General features: G+C 39.2%; 20 protein-coding genes. 13 read left to right on the top strand and 7 right to left on the bottom strand.

What is annotated here, in order from left to right; translation table 11 throughout:
* Positions 1 to 82 precede the first annotated feature (82 nt).
* The 7 genes from ACFQ21_RS13225 (at position 83) to ACFQ21_RS13195 (ending at position 5,435) form a co-directional block, all read left to right on the top strand.
* Positions 83 to 583, top strand: a complete 501-nt coding sequence (locus ACFQ21_RS13225) for a hypothetical protein (RefSeq protein WP_377579680.1) — start codon at positions 83 to 85, stop codon at positions 581 to 583.
* Positions 584 to 793: 210 nt separating this feature from the next.
* Positions 794 to 1,522: a hypothetical protein gene (locus ACFQ21_RS13220; protein WP_377579679.1), complete on the top strand. Its 729-nt coding sequence runs from the start codon at positions 794 to 796 to the stop codon at positions 1,520 to 1,522.
* A 209-nt stretch (positions 1,523 to 1,731) separates the two neighbouring features.
* The gene (locus ACFQ21_RS13215) at positions 1,732 to 2,100 is read left to right on the top strand and encodes a DUF1801 domain-containing protein (protein ID WP_377579678.1); all 369 of its coding nucleotides are present in this window, start codon (positions 1,732 to 1,734) and stop codon (positions 2,098 to 2,100) included.
* Positions 2,101 to 3,009: 909 nt separating this feature from the next.
* Positions 3,010 to 3,390 (top strand): hypothetical protein, encoded by a 381-nt coding sequence (locus ACFQ21_RS13210; RefSeq protein ID WP_377579677.1) that lies wholly within the window; start codon positions 3,010 to 3,012, stop codon positions 3,388 to 3,390.
* 91 nt (positions 3,391 to 3,481) lie between these two features.
* Positions 3,482 to 4,210 (top strand): DUF4241 domain-containing protein, encoded by a 729-nt coding sequence (locus ACFQ21_RS13205; protein ID WP_377579676.1) that lies wholly within the window; start codon positions 3,482 to 3,484, stop codon positions 4,208 to 4,210.
* Between the two features lie 249 nt (positions 4,211 to 4,459).
* A complete protein-coding gene (locus tag ACFQ21_RS13200) occupies positions 4,460 to 4,963 on the top strand; it encodes a hypothetical protein (RefSeq protein WP_377579675.1) in 504 nt (167 codons plus the stop codon).
* A gap of 1 nt (position 4,964) precedes the next feature.
* Positions 4,965 to 5,435 carry a hypothetical protein gene (locus tag ACFQ21_RS13195; protein WP_377579674.1) on the top strand — a complete coding sequence of 157 codons (471 nt, stop codon included), beginning with the start codon at positions 4,965 to 4,967 and terminating at the stop codon, positions 5,433 to 5,435.
* 142 nt (positions 5,436 to 5,577) lie between these two features.
* Here the strand turns inward: ACFQ21_RS13195 and ACFQ21_RS13190 are convergent, their stop codons facing one another.
* Together ACFQ21_RS13190 and ACFQ21_RS13185 are read right to left on the bottom strand one after the other, a co-directional pair.
* Positions 5,578 to 6,864 (bottom strand): T9SS type A sorting domain-containing protein, encoded by a 1,287-nt coding sequence (locus ACFQ21_RS13190; RefSeq protein ID WP_377579673.1) that lies wholly within the window; start codon positions 6,862 to 6,864, stop codon positions 5,578 to 5,580.
* Between the two features lie 4 nt (positions 6,865 to 6,868).
* Positions 6,869 to 7,606, bottom strand: coding sequence for a hypothetical protein (locus ACFQ21_RS13185; protein WP_377579672.1), 738 nt, complete (start codon positions 7,604 to 7,606; stop codon positions 6,869 to 6,871).
* Between the two features lie 298 nt (positions 7,607 to 7,904).
* Here ACFQ21_RS13185 and ACFQ21_RS13180 point away from each other — a divergent pair, with 298 nt between their 5' ends.
* Together ACFQ21_RS13180 and ACFQ21_RS13175 are read left to right on the top strand one after the other, a co-directional pair.
* The gene (locus tag ACFQ21_RS13180) at positions 7,905 to 8,288 is read left to right on the top strand and encodes a hypothetical protein (RefSeq protein ID WP_377579671.1); all 384 of its coding nucleotides are present in this window, start codon (positions 7,905 to 7,907) and stop codon (positions 8,286 to 8,288) included.
* A 38-nt stretch (positions 8,289 to 8,326) separates the two neighbouring features.
* On the top strand, positions 8,327 to 8,764 hold the full coding sequence (locus tag ACFQ21_RS13175) for a DUF1801 domain-containing protein (protein WP_377579670.1): 438 nt from the start codon (positions 8,327 to 8,329) through the stop codon (positions 8,762 to 8,764).
* 29 nt (positions 8,765 to 8,793) lie between these two features.
* On the opposite strand, the gene ACFQ21_RS13170 is transcribed toward ACFQ21_RS13175, so the two are convergent.
* Positions 8,794 to 9,561: a helix-turn-helix domain-containing protein gene (locus ACFQ21_RS13170; RefSeq protein ID WP_377579669.1), complete on the bottom strand. Its 768-nt coding sequence runs from the start codon at positions 9,559 to 9,561 to the stop codon at positions 8,794 to 8,796.
* 99 nt (positions 9,562 to 9,660) lie between these two features.
* On the bottom strand, positions 9,661 to 10,632 hold the full coding sequence (locus tag ACFQ21_RS13165; RefSeq protein ID WP_377579668.1) for an aldo/keto reductase: 972 nt from the start codon (positions 10,630 to 10,632) through the stop codon (positions 9,661 to 9,663).
* A 352-nt stretch (positions 10,633 to 10,984) separates the two neighbouring features.
* Here ACFQ21_RS13165 and ACFQ21_RS13160 point away from each other — a divergent pair, with 352 nt between their 5' ends.
* From ACFQ21_RS13160 to ACFQ21_RS13150, 3 genes are all read left to right on the top strand, one after another.
* The gene (locus ACFQ21_RS13160; protein ID WP_377579667.1) at positions 10,985 to 12,085 is read left to right on the top strand and encodes a serine hydrolase domain-containing protein; all 1,101 of its coding nucleotides are present in this window, start codon (positions 10,985 to 10,987) and stop codon (positions 12,083 to 12,085) included.
* A gap of 416 nt (positions 12,086 to 12,501) precedes the next feature.
* Positions 12,502 to 13,068 carry a Crp/Fnr family transcriptional regulator gene (locus ACFQ21_RS13155; protein ID WP_377579666.1) on the top strand — a complete coding sequence of 189 codons (567 nt, stop codon included), beginning with the start codon at positions 12,502 to 12,504 and terminating at the stop codon, positions 13,066 to 13,068.
* Positions 13,069 to 13,184: 116 nt separating this feature from the next.
* Positions 13,185 to 13,574, top strand: a complete 390-nt coding sequence (locus ACFQ21_RS13150) for a RidA family protein (protein WP_377579665.1) — start codon at positions 13,185 to 13,187, stop codon at positions 13,572 to 13,574.
* A gap of 49 nt (positions 13,575 to 13,623) precedes the next feature.
* Here ACFQ21_RS13150 and ACFQ21_RS13145 read toward each other — a convergent pair whose 3' ends face one another.
* From ACFQ21_RS13145 to ACFQ21_RS13135, 3 genes are read right to left on the bottom strand one after another with little or no spacing between them, the layout of a single operon-like run.
* A complete protein-coding gene (locus tag ACFQ21_RS13145) occupies positions 13,624 to 14,484 on the bottom strand; it encodes a hypothetical protein (protein ID WP_377579663.1) in 861 nt (286 codons plus the stop codon).
* A gap of 10 nt (positions 14,485 to 14,494) precedes the next feature.
* Complete coding sequence (locus tag ACFQ21_RS13140) at positions 14,495 to 15,532, bottom strand: hypothetical protein (RefSeq protein ID WP_377579662.1); 1,038 nt, start codon at positions 15,530 to 15,532, stop codon at positions 14,495 to 14,497.
* A gap of 3 nt (positions 15,533 to 15,535) precedes the next feature.
* The gene (locus ACFQ21_RS13135) at positions 15,536 to 15,736 is read right to left on the bottom strand and encodes a hypothetical protein (RefSeq protein WP_377579661.1); all 201 of its coding nucleotides are present in this window, start codon (positions 15,734 to 15,736) and stop codon (positions 15,536 to 15,538) included.
* Positions 15,737 to 15,934: 198 nt separating this feature from the next.
* Between ACFQ21_RS13135 and ACFQ21_RS13130 the strand changes: the two genes are divergently transcribed.
* The gene (locus ACFQ21_RS13130; RefSeq protein WP_377579660.1) at positions 15,935 to 16,453 is read left to right on the top strand and encodes a hypothetical protein; all 519 of its coding nucleotides are present in this window, start codon (positions 15,935 to 15,937) and stop codon (positions 16,451 to 16,453) included.
* Positions 16,454 to 16,613 lie beyond the last annotated feature (160 nt).

Below are 16,613 nucleotides of genomic sequence, written 5' to 3'. Positions count from 1 at the left end.
TTTTTTTATTTTTGCTCAGCGCCACGGCTTATACATAAACGTTTAGCGGTAATCATTTTTTTGGACAGTTCAATTTTCATTTATGGCAATCACTGAAAAACAAAAGGAGGACGCAATACTGGCAAGGGGACAGATTCTTAGTGTCTCTTCGGACTTAGAATTTGTAACGAATGAGATAATTGTCGCTCTAATTATCCCGAAAAGTGCCTCAGATGATATAACAAGTGAAGGTCTATTAGAGGCATTCATTTTAAGACATTTGACATTGAGGAAGAAAATGGAATTGGTAAAGGACGGTTTAACATCTATTGGACTATTCGATGAAGTACGTGAAATCTTCAACGAGATAAATGGGACATTTATACCCGTAAGAAATAAGGCAGCACATTCATTACCATGGTACGGTCAAGAGGAAATAGGATTTGGAGGTTTAGAATTTGAAAAAAGTAATGGCGAAATTGTTTTAAAGCAGGCCAAATTATCAATGGACGATTGGGGAAAGTTTTGTGATGATTTCAAAAATAAGATTAAGAAATTACGAGAGATTAAAAATAAAGTAGCAAGTGTCGTTATTAAAAAATGACCCATGCCTTTGTTGGTGTTCTTCACCAACAAAACACAGCCCACACCAATTTACTGTTAATTAAAATATACCTGGTATATAGTTATATATATTCACATCGAGAGCTTTTTGATCTACAGGCTTAATCTACTATATTTCGTCTGCGATCGCTTATATAGGATGGGTTTTCTTATATCCGAACGTTAGCAGCATTTTTTTAGACAAACTACAATGGTAAATATTCAGGAAATACAAGAGAAAGAGTTATCAGACAGAATTATCGACCACGAAAAGAAAGGTGGAGCGTTAAGAATTTGCGTGTTTAAAATTTCAGAGAACTACCTTGGGGAATTGCCAGATGAGTATTTAGCGCATCTAGTCACGGCTAGACAAACATTGGAAAAACAAAACTACGAGTGGAATTTTCATCTTAATAAAGTTGCAGGCAAAGGACAATATAGGAATTTCAAATTTGCTACTATTGATTATGAAAAATTAGATTCAAGCGGACAGAAAATTGATTTAATACATTTTCTTGGGCCACATTTTGACATTGAAAAATATAAACCAATTGTTCGCGGACAATTAGGCAATGAAACTTTAAACTCATATTTCTACTATGATACAGAAGAAAGTCCGGTTAATAAAGTTGACATGAACAAACTTGACGCAGATTTCAGGAAATTGTATACAGAGAACAAAGGTTGGTTTATTTGCACGTTGATGGAGCCACCCTACAACATGAGGCTTGGAAAAGAAATTCTTAAACGAGGGGAGTATGTTCTTGATTTTTTGGAATATTTTTTTGGCGATTTAAGCAAGCTTATAATTTATTCTTGGAATACGGATTGTTCAGTTGTTTTTGACGCAGGAAAGGAATGGTGGGGAAGTTACTTTTGGACAGTTTATAACCCAACAAAGCAGTGGTATATTGGAATAATAGCATCGGAGACGGATTAAAAAAAACAGCGGCCAAACCTCACCGACTCCCACATCAGTTTATCCATCGCATAATGCGATCATATCGTTTAGCGCGCTCAATCAACTATATCTAGTTAGTGACTAACATTTTAATATTGCGTACGTTAAGCCGCCTATAGTTTTATGTGAACGTATAAGCATAAATCCAAGAGTATATTTCGGATCAACCTGAACCAAAGCGCAACGACATGCAAGAATTGCATCGCATCATTCAGGAAATAATGCCGGCATGTAAATTATGGTTTTTGGATGGTAAAAACGGTACAGATAAAACTTTCTCTAATCCGAATATAGGCTATGGACTTTATACTATAAAATATGTTGATGGAAAGACCAGAGATTTTTATCAAATTGGTATGAGTGCCAACAAAACCGGAATCTCTATCTATATACTTGGTCTCAATGATAAGACATACTTAGCCAAAACGTACGGTGAAAAAATAGGCAAGGCCAGCGTAACCGGGTATTGCATTAAGTTCAAAGCTCTAAAAGATATCAATATAAAAATACTTGAAGCAGCAATACGATATGGGTTTGAAGAGGCTCAGTCTCAATAGAACGTTGAAATATACCCATTGCGGGAAAAGCATACAGTACTTGTTGTGCCGTAACACTCAATAAACTATATCAATGCTTAAGTCGGCAAAATAATGGTCTCATACTCGAGGGTTTGCAGATAATGAAATTAATCATGGATGAAAAGACTGGGATTATTCTTTTTGTTATTATTTACATTGTTACATTTTTACTTCTTAAACGAAGAGGATCAAACAAACTTTATTTAAAGAGCTTAATTATTTCAATCAGCATGACGATAATAGTTATGTTGACTTGGATCTTTTTTTGTTTGCAATTCATATTTGAAAATTAGCTCAAGCTTTTGTGCGATGCTTTTTGTTTGTGCTCTTCCTCTAACAGAGAACACTTAAAACCAATACCGGTTTTACTTTGAAAAAAACAATGCGCAAAAAGATTATCCGGATTTTTCGACTGTTACTTCTCTCGAACGCAAGCATATTAAATCGTAGTTGTAAATTTACCTCATGGAACCATTAGATAACGAGAAAATTTACTATGTGTTTACATACTTTGGGTATCTCATGACAGACAATGAGAATATGGCATGGCAGCATTATACTTCCGTTTTTTAAGATGGAGGGGTCAACTGAGGAGCAAAAAGCAGCACGGACAAGGTTGCTTCTCAAGAAGGGGTGGATGACAGACAAACTGGAAGTATTACAACTGCTGGACAATGGCATTGATGTCTTCAAGGAAAAAGTAGTTCGAAGGATTTTGGGTGAGAGTGGAAGAGAGGTATTTCTTAACCTCTGTCCTAAATGTGGACGGCTGGCAAGAACACCATTTGCTAAACAGTGTAGATGCGGACATAGTTGGAGGGAGTAAATTGTCTTTAAGAAGCTGCATCAAAGTATAAGCATTCGGCACGCACTATTAATAAATTGGCGATGACTAAGGAAGAAGCATTAGAACAATTAAGTTTTCACAGTGGACGACATCCAGACGTAGACTCTGATAAATGGACCAATGGATTTCTTCCATCTTTAAGACCGTTTAAGGGGTTGAACGAACCAGCGTTCAACAATCTGATGGAGTGCTTAAATGTCCTTAAAGATGAGATCAAACAAAGTAAAACTTTGGACAAGGAACTAATGTTAGACTTATGGACAATTTGCCATTACACCAAAGCCTGGGGTACTGATCCAATAGGAATGCTTAGAAGCAATAATCTCATCTCAGACGAGGAACTGGAAGAACTTACAAACTGGATAAACAAAATCTCCTATAAAGTTTCATTCTGGCTAGAGGGATTAGAGGAGGAAGACTGAACTAATCACATGTAACACAAATAATACAATAGGATTAACTTTATGGTATATATGTTCACAGCACACTATGCTATGAGCTAATCAAATTATTATGAGAGTAACTTTAATTGCAATGGGATTCCTGGCTCTACTATTTGGTTGTAAACCCAAGACTGGTGTATCTGACAAACTAGCGTTTGACTTAAAATCTGTTTTAGACACTGTGGACTTAGAGGAAGTTTCGATTGGAGAAATACATCTTCCAACTGGAAAAATCATTGCCGGTGATCCCTTTTTCATCTATGATAATAAACCTTTCAAGACAAAAGTGAATCCGGGAAATTACCCTGTGAAGCTATTGATATACAAAGTCGAAGAAGATCATTATCGAATTGCATTTGCCAAAATCCAATTTTCAGGCAATCAAGCAATACATTGGACTCTTGCTTTAACAGAAGACATAACAGACGAACAAATTAAAAGCCTTCAACCAGGAGAGTTCTTCGGATATGGAGTAGATGCTGGCCTTGGATGTTTTATTGATCAGGAGACCAATACCATATTCAACTCCGTCATGGACAAGTTCTCTAAAGACAATCCTGATAAGAACTACTACGATGATGTATTAGCTGAAGAATTTAGAACCACGTCTGGACAACATCCGCTTTCACGTGATCTTGGAGATTGGGACAATCATTTTCCAAAGCAAGGTGACAACCATAACGTGATTATGTTCGCTTCAGGCTGGGGTGACGGTTCTTATCCGACTTACTGGGGAACAGACTTAAATGGAAAGATTGTTGAACTGATAACAGATTTCATTGTAGTTGGTGGTGAATGATTTACTGTGCTACCTATATTGAGTTTTTATAGGGAAAGGTTAAGCCAATTTTAGCAATGAGAATGACGAGTTTCACTTTTAGAGATACTCTAAAAGTAAATGCTGACTATGGGACAATTGTTGCATCGTTTAATCTAGATTGAATGAGAATTTTTTTAAAGGTTATATTGACAAGGATGATATACAGGTTATATAAATTCACATCGTGTTACTGCTCCAAGCGTCAATACACTTTTGATAACCCAAGCGATGAATGAAATTCAATTGACTAAAGCAGATAGGGAAACAATAAAAACCGACATTAAACTAACATCAATTTTGGGTTTGCTTTTTAGTGTCGTGCTGATTGTATTGGTTTTTATAATTCCTTTAATACTCTATTTTATAGGTAAAACTGCAGGCGGATTTGCAAAGAGGAGTATGCAGATAATATGCTTGCTGCTACTTCCTTTTATTGCGGTTTCATGGAATAATATTTTAAAAGGTCTTGATTTAATTGTTGGACGAAAAATAAATTTCCAGACAACGGACTATCAAGTTAAAGAAACGAAGGACGGATTTATGCTAAAGATAATATCGCCCTATAAAATAGATTTTGACTTGTTCATCATCCCGTCTACACTAAAGAATAATGATCCCATAACCGTTGAGATAGGGAAGTTAAGTAAAACGCTTTTGCACCTTTCTCAGGGCAACGAAAATCTTCTGGAGAGAATAGAGGAGGAAGTGGAGCAACGATATAAAAATGTATAGTATGGGAAAAGGAATACGAACGGAATTACTTTGGTTACTGGGGGTAGTCATCTTGGCACAGTTGGTTTGGTATTCTATTCTGGGGCAGCTTCTATTTAATGGCAGACTTTTAGAAATTCAAGACCATGATGCGTTTATAATTGTCCCAAAGTTGTTTTTGGTTGGGCTGACCTCCCTTGTTCTACTGTTATTTATGTACGTTTTACGATGGATACACTCCAAGGCAATTAATAGAACTGTGATAATTTTTGCAGTAGTGGTGCTAACGATAGTATGGATTTTTCTATTTCTTGACTGGTTAATTGGTTTGCAAAACATTCGCGATTTGGGGAAGTCTTGGCATACGGAAATAAACGGAGCAGACAGAGTTCCAATGACTTTACTTTCGCATGCAAGCCTGACCTTCGCGGTTGGAATAGTTGCTCTCTTTGATATGATAATCGGATATAAATTGATTGCAAAGAAAAAGTGAAGACAATCAGACTGCGGTATATATCTTTGTTGGGAAGAACATAAGAAAGACAAAGTATAGCCAGTCACTAAAAACAAAGTTCCGATAGCATAGCTATCGGAACTTCACACTTCTTTCGTAGCATCGATTCGATATATATACTTTAATGCTTAATAATTATTCGTTTCGTAAACAGTTCTTTGCCTTGCGCTACATGAATATAGTATTCGCCTTCTGGCAAATTAGCCGTGCTCAACTGAACAGCACCTTCTTTTAGACTCGCTGACCTTCGAAGCTGCCCCTGATTATCATAGAGTGAAACGTCATAGTTTAAAGATATTGATGTCTCTGTTGGTGAACTGATTTGTTTTTCTGTTCCTGTATTTTCGATACTTATGACAATGTAATCATTTGCAGTATTTGGATATATGCCTACATTATACAGACCGCTACAGTTAACGTAGAAGTACGCGTAGCTCATGTCTGTCCAGCCACAGCTGGCGGTATAGGCTCGCACGCCTACATAATGACTTCCACAGCCGTAGAAAGTGAATTCGTGGTTGTAAGCGCTCATCTGTTGAAACGATCCGTCCAGATACCACTCGTAGTCGTAATAGCCAGCACCTGCGACTTGTGGCACTTCTGCATATACATTTGCATAGCCTCCATAAAAAGTATTCTGCGGTATGTTCACTGCTCCAATGGTAGGACCAACCGATACATTCAGTCGCGTAGTAACGGAGGTGCTGGAGCACGGAGATGTGATCACCACTTCAACCCATCCCGGACCATTCCAGTTTGCAGTTGCCACAACTGAATTGCCAGAAGTAGTGTTTAGTGAAATGTTACTGCTCTTCGTCCAGGTATAGGTGCCGCCGGCAAAATAGGGAACAGAGTATGTGGTGTTGCCGCAGATAAAAGAATTACTCGCTGATATTTTTGTGGCCACATAGTATTTCAGGTTTGTTGTGCCATACGGAGTATCGTTCCACGCGTGTTCCATTAAAGGGTACTTGTTCCATTTCGATTTGTATCTTCCTGCTGTTGGTGTTGTGATAGCGGTGTGGTCGCCCGAACCCCACGAGACTTTTCCCGGATAAGTTTCCGAACAAACCTGGATATAGCTCCCGTCTGTCATGTATATATCTTCGTCTGTTGTAACGTAATAGCCGATCCATCGGGTTGGTCCACCTTCAGCGATGCTCCATGCATACCCATGACAATTAAAAGTTTGAGACGAACTATAGCCGTTGGAGGTAATGAATTGAGTTCGGTTTGGACTGGCAAAGTAAGAATCCCAGTAAGCGCGATCTGCGTTAGACATTTCCGGAACAATATAGGCTGTTACGGCACTTCCTTTTGGGGTTCCGATATAGCTCAGTGTTTGTGCATTGATGTTTATACTCAACACGAGCAGATAGAAAAATAGTATACGTGATATATTTTCCATAGTCTTAATTTTTTGAGAGGTATAGTTTTGTCTGACTTACAACATTGTCGAGCACGGCATAGTCTGCTACTACACCCTGATCCGTAAAGAATTTATACTTTTCGTCACGGAGGGAATTCAACGCCGGAGTGTAGTTTGACTGCTTCAGTACGCGCGCCATAATCCATCCGGTAGTGCTATACGACAGCGATCCGTATACCTCGGGGTCTTTTTTCTTGGCGTTAAGTTTCTCTTGGGTAAGGGTTAGTAATGCTTTCGTGTTTCGGGCGTCCAATGCAGCGAGTACACTTTCCTGGGCAAGTAAAATTTCTATCGCCATAATCTTGAACGAGTATTCTCCCTTTTTTTCTAATGACGTCTGAGCGGCTGCGCCAGCGGGGTTCATGGAAGTATATTTCTCCAGCAGCAACGGTGCAACATCTTTTCGTTTTAGTAATTCACGGGCTCCGTTAAAATTTTCCTGCAACTTTTGTATACCTTCCTGAGGCGTACTGAAAACCATTAAGTCGCCCAGTAGCGGATAGTTGAGAAATGTCTCAATCAGGCCTTTTGTTGACATGGTTGAAAGGAGAGACTCGGGCACAGTGCAAGCATCACGCTTATCCTGGTAGCTTTTCAAAGCGTTCCATTGTTCAGTTCCCCGCTTTACAGGGAAGTCGTACACATCACTTACTTTCTGTGCAAATCCGCCGGTAAGATCTACCAGCATTGCCAGCGCGATAATGAAATAGAATTTTTTCATAGTGTAGTTGTTAGAGGGTAACTAATGAGTAACGTTAAAGAAGTGCGACAATAAATTTAAAAATCCGGGTGAGATATACCTTTGAGACACAATAAAAAAAATATTACGGTTGCAACTGTTATGCAGGGGTGTCCACGCTCAAATTGCAGTAATTGTTATTGCTATAAATATGCATTGTCGCATGAATAGTGTGCACGGTATGACATGCTGCGACATATATGTTTAATCTCTAAAGGGCAAAAAAAGAAATAATAATATTCTTATATTGAATGGTAGATCCTAACTCCCTTTGAACAGTATGAAACTAACTGGTTACTTAGCGATACTTCTGCTCCTGGCAAGCTGTGACTACACAACAACCGGTGAGATTTGCAATCATAAAGGCGCGGACATCGAAGTTGTAATTTCACCCTTCGACAACTCGGACTATTCAATTTTGAAAAACGATCAGTTAACGTTGACCAGATGGGATACATTAGAACAGAAAGGATATTTTCAATTGAAGAGCGATGTTTGCGCACCGGTGGCGATGGGTATAAATAGCTTTGCTCCACAAGAACTCATGTTCAACTATATTGAAATAAGAAGTCTCACCGACACGCTGATAATTAGCAATCAGAAAGAGATCCATCAGCGATTCAAAGAAACAAAAAGATACCATTACAAGTGGATTATAGAATGATGCTACATTGCCTACGATAATTTAAATGATGTTCTTATATGAACGTACAAAAACAAATAGAAGACTATATATCTGGTCATCCAGAGCCAAAGCGTAGCGACATGCAAGAGTTGCATCGCGTCATTCAGCAAATAAAACCAGCATGTAAATTGTGGTTCCTGGATGGTAAGAACAGTGAGAATAAAACTGTCTCCAATCCTAATATAGGCTATGGACATTACACCATGAAGTATGCAGATGAAAAGATCAGGGAGTTTTATCAGGTTGGAATCAGTGCAAACAAAACAGGAATCTCTGTCTATATACTGGGTATCGATGATAAGACCTACCTGGCTAAAACGTATGGAGAAAAAATAGGTAAGGCCAGTGTGACGGGGTATTGCATAAAATTCAAAACGTTAAAAGATATAAACATTAAAATACTTGAAGCGGCAATACGGCATGGTTTTGAGATGTATAATGAAAAGGTGAGCTAATGTTTGTGCCTTTGCATGCATTAACTTAATTAATTCGCCCTGTTTGCCCACTCCGTAGGAGCCTTGCCAAATTTTTTCTTGAAAGAGTGTGAAAAATGAGAGAGACTTTCAAAGCCTAAGTCAAGATATATAGCCGATGGTTTTTTGTTTTTATTCTCGATGAGATTTCGCGCTTCTGTTAGTCTTTTTTCAAGCAGCCAGTGGCGAGGAGCCATTCCAAATGTTTTTTGAAAGTCGCGCTTGAAGCCTGCGAGACTTCTGCCGGTGAGTCCTGCAAATTTTTCGATTGGAAGGTTGTAATGAAAATTGTCGAGCATAAACTCTTCGAGGTCGATCTTGTGAGGCTCCGAAAAATCAAATAATAAATTACTGAGCTGCGGCATAGCATGAAGCAATAATTTTACGCCTTCTTTTACTTTTAATATACCTATATCTGTCGTTATAGCTTCTGCCGGATTACGGATGTACGGTATTACCGATTGAAAGTAACCTTTAAGAAAATCATTGCTTGGAATCAGAATATTGAGAGGTCCGGTATATTTTTGCCGGACCTCTATTTGTTCTTCCAATGCAATCTTTCTAAGCAAATCTTCCTGCAGTGAAATAACCACCGTTTCATAATGCTCTTCATTGGACAGCGGCCTTTTGGTAAGCGTACCTAATTGATTTTTGCCAATCAATAACATCTCACCTTTGCCCATCGAAATTTTCTGAGTAGATGTCTCCAACGTAAAGTGTCCTGAAACTTGCAAAACCAGTGTGTGGTGCCTGAGAAAGCCTACCTTCTCCTTGCGCATGGTCGCGTAATACGAGTAAAAAATGACTCCAGGAATTATTTCAGTCGGGTTTGTCATGCTTAAAGTTATAAAACGGAACGAGCTTATTTGTGTTTATCATTACCGCTGCAAGTAAGTACTACCCAATATCGCCCCAGGTGCGAAGTGCTTGTTGAGTATATCCAGATCTTCCGGAGTAAATTTTATTTCCATGGCATGTATATTCTCATGTAGACGTGATCTCCGGTTCATGCTTACCAAGGGCATGATGTGATCGCCCTGTGTATTCACCCACGCTATCGCTAATTGTGTTGGAGAGAATCCTTTCTCCTTCGCCATTTGCTTTAGTACTTCTACTTTCTCAAGATTCTTTACCAGGTTATCTCCTTGAAAACGCGAGAAGTGATTCTGATAGCTGTCCGCAGCAAGAGGAGCTTTCATTTCTCCGGTGAGCAGCCCTTCGGCTGTATTGGCAAAAGCAACTACGCCTATACCCAACTCTTTAGCCGTAGGAAGAAGATCACTTTCTATCTGGCGATCAGCCAGTGAATAGCCTATCTCCAATGCCGTGACAGAGTGAATGCTGTTTGCCTTGCGCAGTTGATCAGCCGTTATCTCGGAAACACCCAGATAGCGTACTTTTCCTTCTGTGATGAGGTCGGCGATGGTTCCGATGACATCTTCCATCGGAACACTATTATCAAGGCGGCAGGGTTGGTATAGGTCAATCGTATCCACACCCAAACGCACTAATGAATAATTGATAAAGTTCTTGATGGCTATAGGACGCAAGTCTAATCCAATAAACTGTCCGCCATACACGATACCGCCAAACTTAACGCTGATAAATGCATCGTCCCGTCTTCCTTTTATAGCTTTCCCGACGAGCAACTCGTTGTGACCACTACCATAAAAGTCTCCCGTGTTCAAAAAGTTAATGCCATCGTCCAATGCTTTCTGAATAGTTAAAACACTTTCATTTTCATCTTTCATAGGGCCACCCCACACGGATGACATGCGCATACATCCCAAGCCAAGTTTGGACACAGACGGTCCATTTTTTCCTAACGCTATTTTTCTAATTGTTGTCATTACTGTAGTTATTTTACTTAATTAACGGCAGCAAAGTTCTGCCTTTTGGTATATCGCTACTTTCTCAGATGGCTCAATTTACTTGCCTGGATGGCTCAACTTCTTTTCTTCTGTTTGCAGCGGACTAAAGCCCGGTTTATACAACTCGTAGGGCAGATTTACTGTGTACTATGATTTTGTCTGTTAAAGTTTTGGTATATACTATGCGTGATAAACCAGGTTAGCAGAGATGTGAATCACATCATAGAACGTATCTGAGTAGATATTTTTTAGCGTTACTGCAACATTCAGTTTTTGGCGCGTGTCTCATTGTAGCAAGAATAAATTATACGAAACAGTTCTTGAAACAATAATGACCAAGTTATATCGAATCTACGCGCTGCTATTCCTGGTAACCAGTATTGGTTCCTTCTTCAATATAGTTTCTGCGCAAAGTCTTGAAGCGAAGATAGACAGTTTAATATTGACAGATTTTAATGAAAGAAATGGTCCTGGTGGAGTATTTATGGTAGCTCAACAAGGGAAAGTTGTTTACCACAAAGCATTTGGTAAAGCTAATCTGGAGCTGGATGTTGATTTGACTCCGGACAATGTTTTTCAATTGGGATCGATGACAAAGCAGTTCACCGCCATTGCCGTACTAATGTTGGAAGAGCAGGGCAAATTAAAAGTGAATGATCCTGTCTTCAAATATATACCTGATTATCCATCACGGGAGATTACTCTTCATCAATTGTTGACACATACGTCAGGGATCAAAGATTTCACGAAGATGAAATCGCTTTCAAGTATATCCCAACAGGAAATGACACCCAAAATGATGGTAGATTTCTTTAAAAATGAACCGGCTGATTTTGTGGCCGGGACGAAGTTTGAATATAACAATTCCGGTTATGTACTTCTGGGTTATATCATCGAATTGGTTTCCGGAGATACATACGAAAATTTTATTAAGAAGAGTATATTTGAGAAAATCGGAATGACGCAATCATATTATGCCAGCGATAGAAAGGTGATCAATAGAAGGGCGTACGGGTATCATAAAAAAGAATATGGCTATGTAAATAAGACTATCATTAGTTTTAGTGTTCCTTTTTCATCAGGCTCGTTGATGTCGACCGCGGGCGATATGCTGAAATGGCAGAATGCGTTAAACAAGAATCAATTGCTTGGCATTAAAGGAACAAAAAAAGCGTTTTCTAAGTATAAATTAAGTAATGGAGAAGAGTTCTCGTATGGGTATGGTTGGCATATCAGAGAAATGAATGGAGTACCTGTGAGAGAACACGGGGGAAGTATCTTCGGTTTTAAAACTATGGGAGTATATATCCCTGATGAAGATATTTATGTGATTGGGTTGAGTAATTGTGATTGTCATTCCCCAACACAATTAACAAGAGATGTTGCAGCTATGACTTTGAAGATGTTTAGAATGCAATTGAAGGATCGGTAATTGTATAAATCAAGAACCATAAAATCAGAGTTTTTTTTCAAGTCAGGGGGATTTTTTCAAATAGATGCTGCAATTAAAAAACATATCCGCTTGCTGTCGCGCAACGCTGATTGGAATTTTAATCATTGATCCGCTTAATATTATCTTTGCCTCGTGTGCCTGGCAAACGCAGACAGTGCTCTGCCAAAACGGACATTTGGAAAAGTAAAAAGTCGAATACCAATTGCAAGATACCGGTGCTTTAGGTTATAATAAGCGAATGGTGGAAGTAACCTATCTAACACACTTGCTTATGATCGTAGATACCGTTGAGATGGATATCTATAAAAAGGTTGAGTGTGTGAAAGCAGATTGACTTTGGCGGGCACTAATGTAGCGTAAGTGAATAAACTGGAAAGATGCGATTGTGATAGGGAATGATGCACGGACAACTTAAGCACCATATTGAAAAATTAATACCGCTTGCAGATGATGAGTTTGCCTTCATTCGTTCACATTTTATTTCACAAAATTTTAAAAAGGGAGACTTCCTGATCCAGCAAGGTGAGAACGTTTTGTATCTATACTACGTTGTGTCAGGGCTTTTAAAATTGGTATATAATGACGAATCAGGAAAGGAGTATATCGTGTCGTTTTCTATGGAAGACTGGTGGGAGAGCGATATTCATGCATACTACAGGCAGACAAAAGCAACGATGTCACTACAATGCATAGAAGATACTGATGTGCTGTGTATTACACTGGAAGGCTACAAGGAACTATGTGCCGGTCTTCAGAAAATGGAACATTTCTTTCTGGAAAAATCAATTGGAGGTCATATAGCATCACAGCAACGTATACTGTCATTTATTACCTCGAATGCAACCGAGCGTTACGAGCAATTGCTGAAGCGTTACCCTCAATTGATTCAGCGTGTACCCAAGTCGTTGTTGGCTTCCTATCTGGGTGTCTCACGCGAAACCCTTAGCAGACTCTCTTCTTAGTTGTTTTACTCATTGAGCTTCTGATTGTGATGTTTGTCACACGACATAAATGGCAGGTGTGCTCAGCTTTGCAGTACATATTTTAAATAGGAACTGTAGCGAAAAAACAAACACGAATGGAAAAGCAAATTATTAATCCCTGGAAATGGCAGGATGGGCGCAGCTATGTGCAGGCCGTGGAAGTAAAGCAATCGCAAAGTATACTCTATTGCTCCGGACAGGCTGCCGTACACGCTGATGGACAATCCAGCACTGCTGATATGCGAGCGCAATTGATTGAGTCCATACAAAACCTGGAGAAAGTTATTACGGAAGCTGGCTACACGTGCAACGACATCGTACGACTAAATGTATACACGACATCGACAGCCGAACTCTTCACATGCTTCGATGTGTTTCAGGCGTGGATCGCGAAGCATAACATCAAACAAGCCACTACGCTACTCGAAGTAAAAAGTCTTTTTGAGACATTAACAGTTGAATTAGAAGCTACAGTTGTGAAGTGAGAATGGTTGATATAGGGAAGGCCCGGAGATGGATATTCCGGGCCTTGTTCTAGTTGTCCTCTGTCATTAAATACTTACGGAGTTTGCCGTCTACATTATATCCATAGGAAGCCAGTTCGGCATTTGATTGTTTGAAATACGCTGTCCAGAAGGATTGAATATTGTCAATCTGCGATGAATTCCTTCCGGTGGCGCCTATAGCAAATACTTTACATCCCGATAGATCAGGAATACCATTGGTCTTCTTTAAGCCGTCCAGAAACGCAGTGGTCTGCTCAGGAGAAATTCCGTGCTTTTTATTGAAGTTATACTCACGAGAATCCTGAATCATATCGCTGAGAAGTATAATTACGTTTTCACTCTTGAGTCTTATTTTTCCTAATACAAAGTCTTCCATGTCTTTTACCGTGCCTCCTTCGGCATTAAATTCGATAAGGTTGGTTGTCTGGTGAATGGCACCCAGTATATCTGTATACTCAGTATATTCTTTACGAATTAGCTTTTGTGTTTTCAATGTCTCTGAAATCTTGGGAGCAGTTTCTTTAACATAGCTTATGAATCTTTTTCTCAGACTATCACCTGCATGTGCAAAGCCATCGGTTCGCCTGCTAAATTGTTTTTCAACCAGGTCCTCGTAGATAAGCTTCACTGGTCTCATTTTCGATCCTTCGTCTATAGGCACAACAACGAGGCAGTCGTATTGCCGCATGTTGGGAAAAATGGTTTCTGTTATTATACTGATATAACTTTCAAGCACCAGGTCTGTGTTGCTTGCTGAATAATCAATCAATACAATCAATACTTTTCGCTTCTTCTCCACTAAAGAAGTACAGCTTTCAAGAAATGGAGCGATGCTCAAAAAAAGCAGGAGTATATTGATTCGCGTGATTGAGTAAATCTTCCTTTGCATAATGTGAAGTTTAGCGGCCTGCAGCGGCTGGTTCATGAACATTTTTTGAGACAGGCTCAAGTTCATACAGGATATCTTTTACCTCGGAACCAAAATGGTTAAATGCATTTTCCTTAAAGGAGTCTAAGTCCGTTGCATAGTGTCCGGATATATCTTCACGAGGGATGTTTTTCCGGGCATTGTAATTTTCTTTGTAGAGCTTAAACCTGCTGAATTTCTCCCAGGCTTTGCGAATGCTGTTCTCCACTACTTCTTTTACATCTTTCATGTTGGCAATTATGATGAGGTCAAGAATGTGTAGCATCTTTTCAGCTCTATAATAGTTTAGTGTGTTTTGAAATAACTTGCCATGCTGTTCTGAGTCCCATTTGAAGTATCCGGCAATAACCGGCAGAGCCATTGATAGCAGGATGAACCCATAGAAGAGTATATTTCCGGAACGACCTCCTTCTATGTCGATTGCTCGTTCTCTTGATACACCAATGATGGCAACTTCAACCGCGATTAATAGTATCGGTAAAATAACCAGGCCTATATATCGTTTCGTTTTCGCATTTCTAATGTAGCTTTCGTCATCTTCGTGGTTGGAAGAATTTCCTTTTATCCGGACAGATTCTTCCGGTAACAACTTAGTTAAAATACCATCCGTTACCAGCATGGCAGCCAGTGCCAGAATAATTGCCAGTCCCCAGCGAACGAGAATGTATAGTAAGCCGTCACCTTGAATGAATATCAGTGTGGATATATAGTTTAGAAATATCTCAAAAAGAATCGTTACATATACCACAAGTTTCATTCTTGCAGATTTTCGTCTCCGTAAGGCAAAACTTCCATCATCCATTCGGTCAGAATCTTCACACTCCAGGAATTGTTGTCTCCGTTTTTCCCGTTCCTGATTCAAAACCTTTATATAGGTAGTAAGTATATTAGTTTGCTTTACGGCACCAATGCCGATATACTTGTTGGTGCATCGATCAGCAAAGTATTTGATGCCCTCCGTGTTGAGGAAATGCTGTCGATATAATAGTCGGTATAGTAAGTGTTGCATATATTATAGTTTAGAGCGGATGCGAATACGGATATATAGTTTCCCCATGGAGAAGAACTGCGCGAGTCCGGCTGTCCAATATCGCCAGCGTAAAATCCAATAGGTGCCAAACGGTGTCCTGTAGATTTTCAGACTATGGTTTCCTCCTGATTCAAAGACATAAGTCCATAACAGGCGATTTATTTTCCTGGCGAATAGCGGCATGTCAGAAAGGGTTTAGAGTTTGGTTTTTGTTAGCGTCCTTGAATATGTAGGACGTTTTGCCATCTCCCAAAAAATCTTTCCCGATGGCTATAATTCGTTTCCGAAGGAGGTGGTTTTGTTTCCGGTTGAAATTGCTAAGACGCAGGTGGATGAAACGATTTAAAAGAAAAACAGTCTATTTTTGTGAGCTTGATATTTATGAAGAAATTTTATGCTTTGATAATACTTTTAGTTTGTGCGACAGAATGTTTCGCATGTGTATGTTGGTTTCCTACAGATAAGAAAGCATTAAAAAAGAGGATCAAAGAGGCAGACGTAATATTGTACGTATTGGCTATGCCTGCTGACAGTTTAAGTAAAGACTTACAGCGAGGCGACTATTTGGATATAGAAGAAATAATTTTTAAAGTGGAGCATGTTTGGAAAGGTGACAGAAGACCCACAATGAGATTTAAGGGCAAGAAATCTCCATGTAAAGATGCTGTTTATAGAATAGGCGAACGATATATAATATTTGGCTACACCAATAAAGAGACCGGTGAGTTGGAAGCCAATAACTGTACTGGTCTTTCTGAACACACAATGTCGAGTGTTCAGGATAAAATAGTGATGGAGTCAGAGGATTTTAACTATGAAAGTTATAGCGAGGCTAGATTGCAAGAAAAAGAAGAATTTGAATCAGTTAAGAGGCTGATAAGTAAGCAAACCAGGCGGTAACTTGTAACTGTTTCTACGTTGGCTCTCTCTTTTGCTCCTCCTCTTGGACTTGAATCATCCCGATAGTTATCGGGACTGATTACAGTCAGATGCTCGTTTGTGTTTTTATTTTCTCAACAAGCTCAGGGTATCTTTTTAAGTTTTCAATAAACACACGACT

Origin of the sequence: Ohtaekwangia kribbensis (genome assembly GCF_042676245.1) — a bacterium.
Taxonomy (GTDB): domain Bacteria; phylum Bacteroidota; class Bacteroidia; order Cytophagales; family Cyclobacteriaceae; genus Ohtaekwangia; species Ohtaekwangia kribbensis.
Note: the sequence above shows the minus strand (reverse complement) of the source record. Positions and strands in the feature narration are given on the sequence as shown.

What these genes read in the sequence shown, in the direction of transcription:
- ACFQ21_RS13175 (WP_377579670.1), top strand. Translation starts at nt 8,327, where the DNA reads ATGAACGTACAAAAACAAATAGAAGACTATATATCTGGTCATCCAGAG.
- ACFQ21_RS13210 (WP_377579677.1), top strand. Translation starts at nt 3,010, where the DNA reads ATGACTAAGGAAGAAGCATTAGAACAATTAAGTTTTCACAGTGGACGA.
- ACFQ21_RS13220 (WP_377579679.1), top strand. Translation starts at nt 794, where the DNA reads ATGGTAAATATTCAGGAAATACAAGAGAAAGAGTTATCAGACAGAATT.
- ACFQ21_RS13190 (WP_377579673.1), bottom strand. Translation starts at nt 6,864, where the DNA reads ATGGAAAATATATCACGTATACTATTTTTCTATCTGCTCGTGTTGAGT.
- ACFQ21_RS13165 (WP_377579668.1), bottom strand. Translation starts at nt 10,632, where the DNA reads ATGACAACAATTAGAAAAATAGCGTTAGGAAAAAATGGACCGTCTGTG.
- ACFQ21_RS13200 (WP_377579675.1), top strand. Translation starts at nt 4,460, where the DNA reads ATGAATGAAATTCAATTGACTAAAGCAGATAGGGAAACAATAAAAACC.
- ACFQ21_RS13135 (WP_377579661.1), bottom strand. Translation starts at nt 15,736, where the DNA reads ATGCCGCTATTCGCCAGGAAAATAAATCGCCTGTTATGGACTTATGTC.
- ACFQ21_RS13145 (WP_377579663.1), bottom strand. Translation starts at nt 14,484, where the DNA reads ATGCAAAGGAAGATTTACTCAATCACGCGAATCAATATACTCCTGCTT.
- ACFQ21_RS13215 (WP_377579678.1), top strand. Translation starts at nt 1,732, where the DNA reads ATGCAAGAATTGCATCGCATCATTCAGGAAATAATGCCGGCATGTAAA.
- ACFQ21_RS13195 (WP_377579674.1), top strand. Translation starts at nt 4,965, where the DNA reads ATGGGAAAAGGAATACGAACGGAATTACTTTGGTTACTGGGGGTAGTC.
- ACFQ21_RS13180 (WP_377579671.1), top strand. Translation starts at nt 7,905, where the DNA reads ATGAAACTAACTGGTTACTTAGCGATACTTCTGCTCCTGGCAAGCTGT.
- ACFQ21_RS13225 (WP_377579680.1), top strand. Translation starts at nt 83, where the DNA reads ATGGCAATCACTGAAAAACAAAAGGAGGACGCAATACTGGCAAGGGGA.
- ACFQ21_RS13185 (WP_377579672.1), bottom strand. Translation starts at nt 7,606, where the DNA reads ATGAAAAAATTCTATTTCATTATCGCGCTGGCAATGCTGGTAGATCTT.
- ACFQ21_RS13155 (WP_377579666.1), top strand. Translation starts at nt 12,502, where the DNA reads ATGATGCACGGACAACTTAAGCACCATATTGAAAAATTAATACCGCTT.
- ACFQ21_RS13170 (WP_377579669.1), bottom strand. Translation starts at nt 9,561, where the DNA reads ATGCGCAAGGAGAAGGTAGGCTTTCTCAGGCACCACACACTGGTTTTG.
- ACFQ21_RS13160 (WP_377579667.1), top strand. Translation starts at nt 10,985, where the DNA reads ATGACCAAGTTATATCGAATCTACGCGCTGCTATTCCTGGTAACCAGT.
- ACFQ21_RS13140 (WP_377579662.1), bottom strand. Translation starts at nt 15,532, where the DNA reads ATGCAACACTTACTATACCGACTATTATATCGACAGCATTTCCTCAAC.
- ACFQ21_RS13130 (WP_377579660.1), top strand. Translation starts at nt 15,935, where the DNA reads ATGAAGAAATTTTATGCTTTGATAATACTTTTAGTTTGTGCGACAGAA.
- ACFQ21_RS13150 (WP_377579665.1), top strand. Translation starts at nt 13,185, where the DNA reads ATGGAAAAGCAAATTATTAATCCCTGGAAATGGCAGGATGGGCGCAGC.
- ACFQ21_RS13205 (WP_377579676.1), top strand. Translation starts at nt 3,482, where the DNA reads ATGAGAGTAACTTTAATTGCAATGGGATTCCTGGCTCTACTATTTGGT.